Source organism: Devosia sp., from assembly GCF_036406155.1.
Classification (GTDB): domain Bacteria; phylum Pseudomonadota; class Alphaproteobacteria; order Rhizobiales; family Devosiaceae; genus Devosia_A.
Window position 1 is genome coordinate 1 of the sequence record NZ_DASWVV010000115.1, and the last position, 6,328, is coordinate 6,328.

Genomic DNA, 6,328 nt, shown 5'->3' on the forward strand with positions numbered 1-6,328 from the left:
GAAGGGCCGCCGCGCGGTCCGCGTCCGCCGCGCAAGCCCCGCAGCTAGACCATGCGCATCGTCGCCGGCAAGTACCGCGGCAAGGCGCTGCTGTCGCCGCCCGACGAGTCAATCCGGCCGACGTCGGACCGGGCCCGCGAGGCCATCTTCAGCATCATCGGCAGCCGCCTCGGCCCGCATCTGGGCGGGCTCAGGGTGCTCGACCTGTTCGCGGGGACCGGCGCCCTCGGGCTCGAAGCGCTGTCGCGCGGGGCCGCCAGCGTGTGCTTCGTCGACACCGGCTCGGAGGCCCGCGGCCTGATCCGCGACCATATCGACGCCTTCGGGGTGGGGGGCGTGACCAAGCTGCTGCGCCGCGATGCCACCAGCCTCGGCCCGGCCGGAACGCTCGGGCCGTTCGATCTCGTCTTCCTCGATCCGCCCTACGGCAAGGGTTTGGGCGAAAAAGCCCTGGCCTCGCTGGCGGAAGGCAACTGGCTGGCACCCGAGTCGCTCATCGTTTTCGAGGAGGGGGCCGACGCCGAGGTCGACCTGCCGCCCGGTTATCTCGTGGAGTTGCAGCGCGACTACGGCGCTGCCTGCGTACGGCTGCTGCGCTATTCGCCCGGGACCTAGCGCGTGCGGCCGAACAGCCGCTCGATGTCGCGCTTCCTGAGTTCGACGTAGGTGGGCCGACCGTGGATGCACTGGCCCGAGTGCGGCACCGCCTCCATCTCGCGCAGCAGCGCGTTCATCTCGTCGAGGCGCAACTGCCGGCCGGCGCGCACCGAGCCATGGCAGGCCATGCGTCCGATGATGGCGTCCATGCGCTCGCCCAGCGCGGCCGCGCTGCCCCACTCGGCCAGCCCGTCGGCGAGGTCGCGCACCAGTCCCTCGATATCGGCCTGCCCGAGTAGCGCCGGCGTTTCGCGCACGGCGACGGCGCGCGGGCCGAAGCGCTCGAGATGCAGGCCGAGCCGCTGCAGCACCGGCGCCGCCTCCTCGAGCCGGCTGCAATCCTCCTCGGCCAGTTCCACGACCAGGGGGATCAGCTGCATCTGCGAGGCGACGGGGCCGGCGGCGAGCTGCGCCTTGAAGCGCTCATAGACGAGCCGCTCATGCGCCGCATGCTGGTCGACCAGCACGAGGCTGTCGCCGTTCTGGGCGACGATGAAGTTTTCGAACATCTGCGCCCGCGCCGTGCCCAGCGGATACTGGACGGCGCCCTCTGCGGCCGTTTCGGCCGGCTCGTAGCGGGCGCTGGGCTCGGCGAGGCCGATAAGGCCCGGTGCGGACCATGTGGCGGGCCGCGGCGCCGCCGTGTCGAAGCCGCGAAATGGCGCGGCCACGGTGGCCTCCGCCATCTGCGGCGCCCGGAAGGCGTCCATGACGGCCTCGGCGACGGTCGCGGAGGCCCGGTGGCCGGCCGCCGCCAGCGCCTCGGCGATGGCGCGGATCACCGCCGCGCGCACGCCGCCCGGGTCGCGGAACCTCAGTTCGGCCTTGGCCGGGTGCACGTTCACGTCGACCTCGGCCGGATCGAGCGCGAGGAACAGCGCGATGGCCGGAAAGCGGTCGCGGAACAGGTAGTCGGCATAGGCAGCACGCACCGCCCCGAGCAGCACCTTGTCGCGCACCGAGCGGCCGTTGACGAAGTAGAACTGGCTGAGGCTGTTGGCCCGCGAATAGGTGGGCAGGCCGGCGAGCCCGGTGACCACCACGCCGTGCCGGGCGAGGCCGAGGGCCACGGCGTTGCCGGCGAAATCGGCACCCATGACCTGGCCCAGCCGCGCCGCCAGCACGTCCTCGCCGTGCGGCGCCGGCCAGTTCAGCGGGCCGCGGTCGGCGCCGTCGAGGACGAAATGCACCCCCGGATTGGCCATGGCAAGGCGCTTGACCACGTCGGTGATGGCGGCCGCCTCGGCCCGGTCGGACTTGAGGAATTTCAGCCGGGCCGGCACGGCTGCGAACAGGTCGCGCACCTCGACCACCGTGCCGCGGTTCATCGCCTGCGGCACCGGCGCGCGCTTGACGCTGCGGCTGACCTCGAGCCTGAGGCCGCTTTGTGCGCCGGCGGGGCGCGAGGCGATGGCAAGGTCCGCCACGGCGCCGATCGAGGCGAGCGCCTCGCCGCGGAAGCCGAGCGTGCGGATGTCGTCGAGCCCGTCGTCGGCGAGCTTGCTGGTGGCGTGGCGCTCGACCGCGAGCACCAGATCGTCGGCGCCCATGCCCGCCCCGTCGTCCTCGACGCGGATCAGCGTCTTGCCGCCACCCGCCGTGGTCACGGCGATACGGCCGGCGCCGGCGTCGATGGCGTTCTCCACCAGTTCCTTGACGACGCTGGCCGGCCGCTCCACCACCTCGCCGGCGGCGATGCGGTTCACCAAATCGTCGGGCAGCTGCCGGATGGGCATGGGCGATTCTCCTTGCCCGCACTGTAGCGCCGGTGCGGGCCGGCCCACACCGGGAAATCACCGCTCGGTCCCCCCTTGTGGGCAAGGTCGGGGAAGGGGTAGGCACAGATCATGACCGATGCGCCCGGATCCCCCATGGAACTTGCCCTTGCCCTCGCCGCCGAGGCGGCGGCACACGCCGAGGCGCCGGTGGGGGCGGTGATCGTCGAGGACGGGCGGGTGCTCGCGGCCGAGCGCAACCGCATGCGCGAGCTCAACGATCCGACCGCGCATGCGGAGATGCTGGCCATCCGCCGCGCCCTGGCGCAGCGCGGCACCGGCCGGCTCGATGGCTGCGACCTGTACGTGACGCTCGAGCCGTGCGCCATGTGCGCCGGCGCCATCGCCCATGCGCGGCTGCGCCGGCTCTATTATGGCGCCGACGATGCCAAGGCAGGGGCGGTCGACCATGGCGTGCGGCTGTTTGCGAGCCCCAATTGCCATCACCGCCCGGAAGTGATCGCGGGCCTGGGGGAAACCCGTTCGCGGGCGCTGCTGCGCGCCTTCTTCGCGGGGCTGCGCCAGCCGGGCGGCCCGCTCACCCCGCCCGGGTGACGCCGGCGCTCTGGGCCATGTAGAGGTCGATCTTGCGCGCCAGCTGGCGCTTGAAGTTGTCCTTGTCCTTCTCGACATGGGCGATGATCTCGCGCACGCGCCAGAACTCGAGCGCCCCGAAGGAATTGAGGTGCGGCCGCACATAGATGTCGGGCGGATAGGCGCTCATCATGTGCGCGGTCAGCGAATGCATCATGATCTGGGCGGCGCCGAACCACATGTCGAGCGTCTTGTGGTCGGTCTTGTTGAGCAGTTCTGAGGGGTCGCCGTTGACGTCGACGCCGACGAGGATGTCGGTGTCGCATGCGGCCTGGTCGAGGGGCAGGGGGTTGACCACGCCGCCGTCGACCAGCAGGTGGTTGGCGAACGGCACCGGCTTGAAGAAGCTGGGGATGGCGATCGAGCCGGCGATGGCCTGGCGCAGCGGCCCTTCGCTGAACACCGCCTGGTGCCACGACTGGAAGTCCGTTGCCACCACGTAGAGCGGCGTCCTGAGGTCCTTGAAGTCGCTGGGGAAGCCCTCGGGCAGGAAGGCGTCGACGATGCGCTCGGCATCGAGCTGAACCTTGAAGCCGTTCTGCATCCAGCCGCCGATATTGCGGATCTGCGCGCCCCACAGCCGGCCGGCGATGATCCTGAGGGTGCCCAGCACGGTGTAGGAGTGCTCGCGCAGCTCCTTGCCGGTCATGCCGTTGGCCCAGCCGGCCCCGATCAGCGCGCCGATGGAGGTTCCGGAGATGACGGCCGGCCTGAGGCCCATCTCGTCCATGGCCTCGATATAGGGGATATGGGTCAATCCCCGGGCCGAACCGCCGCCGAGCGCCACCCCGATTCGTGGGCCGTCACGCGTATACACCTTCTCCCGGGCCTCCCGGCCCCCGCCGCGCAGGCGCCTGACGATTTCCTCTCCCCGCCGCCTGATGGGGATCGTCTCGGGACGCGGTGCTGCGTCGTGCATCTGCAACCTCAGGTAGGTTAGTCCTCCGAGGTTTATAAGTGGTTCAGCCCCGTTCGCGTTCCACCGCGCGCCACCCGATGTCGCGGCGGCAGAAGCCTTCCGGCCAGCTGATGCGGTCGACGGCGGCATAGGCCCGCGCCTGCGCCTCGCCGACCGTGCGCCCGAGGGCGGTGACGTTGAGCACGCGGCCGCCATTGGCGAGCAGCCGCGCTCCGTCGCGCCTGGTTCCGGCGTGGAAGACCTGCAGGTCGTCCCCGTCCAGGGTGTCGACGCCCTTGATCTCGCTGCCCCTGGGGACGCTCAGCGGGTAGCCGCGCATGGCCATGACGACGGTGAGCGCCGCCTCCTCCCGCCATTCGGGATTGACCCCGCTCAGGTCGCCGCGCGCCGTGGCCGCCAGCAGCTCGAGCGCGTCGGATTTCAGCCGCAGCATCAGCACCTGGCATTCCGGGTCGCCGAAGCGGACGTTGTACTCGATGAGCTTGGGGCCGCTGTCGGTGATCATCAGCCCGGCGAACAGCACGCCGGTGAACGGCGTGCCGCGCTCGGCCATGCGGCGGACGGTAGGCTCGATGATCTCGCGCCGGGTCCGCTCCAGCATTTCCGGCGTCATCACCGGGGCCGGCGAATAGGCACCCATCCCGCCGGTATTGGGGCCGCGATCGCCGTCCCACACGCGCTTGTGGTCCTGCACGCTGGGCAGCATGACGATGGTGTTCCCGTCGCACAGGGCGAAGACGCTGGCTTCCTCGCCGGCGAGGAACTCCTCGATGACGACCGTGGAGCCGGAGTCGCCGAAGGCGCCGGAGAAGCAGTCCTGCACCGCGTCTTCCGCCTCCGCCATGGTCTCGGCGACGCGCACGCCCTTGCCCGCCGCGAGCCCGTCGGCCTTGACCACGATCGGCGCGCTGCGGCCGCGCAGATAGGCGAGGGCCGCCTCCTCGTCGTCGAAGCTGGCCCAGGCGGCGGTCGGCACCCCGGCCTCGTCGCAGATCGCCTTGGTGAAGGCCTTGCTGCCCTCGAGCTGCGCCGCCGCCTTGCTCGGCCCGAAGCACAGCAGGCCGGCGGCGCGCACGTCGTCGCCGAGGCCCGCCACGGCCGGGGCATCCGGGCCGATGACGACGAGGTCGATGCGCTCCTGCCGGGCGAAGCCGACAATGGCCGCGTGGTCGGTGATGTCGAGCTCGACATTGGTGGCGATGGTCGCGGTGCCGCCATTGCCTGGGGCCACGTACAGCTGCTCGAGCTGGGGCGAGCGGGCGATGGCCCAGGCCAGCGCGTGCTCCCTGCCGCCGGAACCGATCACCAAGACGCGCATGCCTGTCCCCTGTCCTTCGCTCGCGAGTGCGATCTATCACGCGGCTCCCGGGCCCGCCACCCTTGACGGGGCGGTTACCTTGCCGCACCAGTTGGCCATGGTCATGCCCCTCACCAACGCCCCCGAATTCACCGTTTCCGAGTTGTCGCAGGCGGTAAAGCGCACCGTCGAGGACGAATTCGGCCACGTGCGCGTGCGCGGCGAGATCTCGGGCTTTCGCGGCCAGCATTCCTCCGGGCACGCCTATTTCACCCTCAAGGACGAGAACGCCAGCATCGACGCCGTGGTGTGGAAGTCGAGCTGGCCGCGCCTGCTGTTCAAGCCCGAGGAGGGCCTCGAGGTGATCGCCACCGGGCGCCTCACCACCTTTCCGAGGTCGTCCAAGTACCAGATCGTGATCGAGCAGATCGAGCCGGCCGGGGCCGGCGCGCTCATGATGCTGCTCGAGGAGCGGCGCAAGAAACTCGCCGCGGAAGGCCTGTTCGACAAGGCGCGCAAGCGCGCGCTGCCCTATCTGCCGCGCGTCATCGGCGTCGTCACCTCGCCTACCGGGGCCGTCATCCGCGACATCCTGCACCGGCTCGCCGACCGCTTCCCCAGCCACGTGCTGGTGTGGCCGGTGCGCGTGCAGGGCGAGACCTGCGCCCCCGAGGTCGTCGCCGCCATCGCGGGCTTCAACCGCCTGCCGCCCGACGGTCCGATTGCGCGTCCCGACCTGCTCATCGTCGCCCGCGGCGGCGGCTCCATCGAGGATCTGTGGGGCTTCAACGAAGAGGCGGTGGTCCGCGCCGTCGTCGCCAGCGCCATCCCGGTGATCTCGGCCGTCGGGCATGAGACCGACACGACGCTCATCGACTACGCGGCCGACCTGCGGGCGCCCACGCCCAGCGCCGCCGCCGAGGCGGCGGTGCCCGTGCGCACCGAACTCGTCGCCTATGTCGACGACCTCGGCCATCGCGCCCGCAACGGGATCAGGCGCGGGCTGGTGGCCGAACGCGACCGGCTGCGCGCCGCGGCCGGGCAGCTGCCGCGCCCGCTCGACCTGCTCGCCGTCGCCGGCCAGCG

At 71.3% G+C, this 6,328-nt stretch carries 6 protein-coding genes; 3 read left to right on the plus strand and 3 right to left on the minus strand.

Annotated elements, in window-relative coordinates:
• Nucleotides 1–51: 51 nt before the first annotated feature.
• Complete coding sequence (rsmD, locus tag VGD93_RS07195) at nucleotides 52–615, plus strand: 16S rRNA (guanine(966)-N(2))-methyltransferase RsmD (RefSeq protein WP_395010634.1); 564 nt, start codon at nucleotides 52–54, stop codon at nucleotides 613–615.
• Here rsmD and mutL read toward each other — a convergent pair.
• The gene (gene mutL, locus VGD93_RS07200) at nucleotides 612–2,393 is read right to left on the minus strand and encodes a DNA mismatch repair endonuclease MutL (RefSeq protein WP_395010636.1); all 1,782 of its coding nucleotides are present in this window, start codon (nucleotides 2,391–2,393) and stop codon (nucleotides 612–614) included. The genes rsmD and mutL overlap by 4 nt on opposite strands.
• A 111-nt stretch (nucleotides 2,394–2,504) precedes the next feature.
• Here mutL and VGD93_RS07205 point away from each other — a divergent pair, with 111 nt between their 5' ends.
• Nucleotides 2,505–2,987 carry a nucleoside deaminase gene (locus VGD93_RS07205; RefSeq protein WP_395010638.1) on the plus strand — a complete coding sequence of 161 codons (483 nt, stop codon included), beginning with the start codon at nucleotides 2,505–2,507 and terminating at the stop codon, nucleotides 2,985–2,987.
• Here the strand turns inward: VGD93_RS07205 and VGD93_RS07210 are convergent.
• Nucleotides 2,971–3,945: a patatin-like phospholipase family protein gene (locus tag VGD93_RS07210; RefSeq protein WP_395010640.1), complete on the minus strand. Its 975-nt coding sequence runs from the start codon at nucleotides 3,943–3,945 to the stop codon at nucleotides 2,971–2,973. The genes VGD93_RS07205 and VGD93_RS07210 overlap by 17 nt on opposite strands.
• 43 nt (nucleotides 3,946–3,988) lie before the next feature.
• Nucleotides 3,989–5,263, minus strand: a complete 1,275-nt coding sequence (gene purD / locus VGD93_RS07215; protein WP_395010642.1) for a phosphoribosylamine--glycine ligase — start codon at nucleotides 5,261–5,263, stop codon at nucleotides 3,989–3,991.
• A 97-nt stretch (nucleotides 5,264–5,360) separates the two neighbouring features.
• Here purD and xseA point away from each other — a divergent pair.
• On the plus strand, nucleotides 5,361–6,328 hold a 968-nt coding region (xseA, locus tag VGD93_RS07220), incomplete at its 3' end, for an exodeoxyribonuclease VII large subunit (protein ID WP_395010644.1).

Excerpts from the sequence above, each read along its gene's own strand:
- mutL (WP_395010636.1), bottom strand. The coding sequence starts at position 2,393 with ATGCCCATCCGGCAGCTGCCCGACGATTTGGTGAACCGCATCGCCGCC.
- VGD93_RS07205 (WP_395010638.1), top strand. The coding sequence starts at position 2,505 with ATGACCGATGCGCCCGGATCCCCCATGGAACTTGCCCTTGCCCTCGCC.
- VGD93_RS07210 (WP_395010640.1), bottom strand. The coding sequence starts at position 3,945 with ATGCACGACGCAGCACCGCGTCCCGAGACGATCCCCATCAGGCGGCGG.
- purD (WP_395010642.1), bottom strand. The coding sequence starts at position 5,263 with ATGCGCGTCTTGGTGATCGGTTCCGGCGGCAGGGAGCACGCGCTGGCC.
- rsmD (WP_395010634.1), top strand. The coding sequence starts at position 52 with ATGCGCATCGTCGCCGGCAAGTACCGCGGCAAGGCGCTGCTGTCGCCG.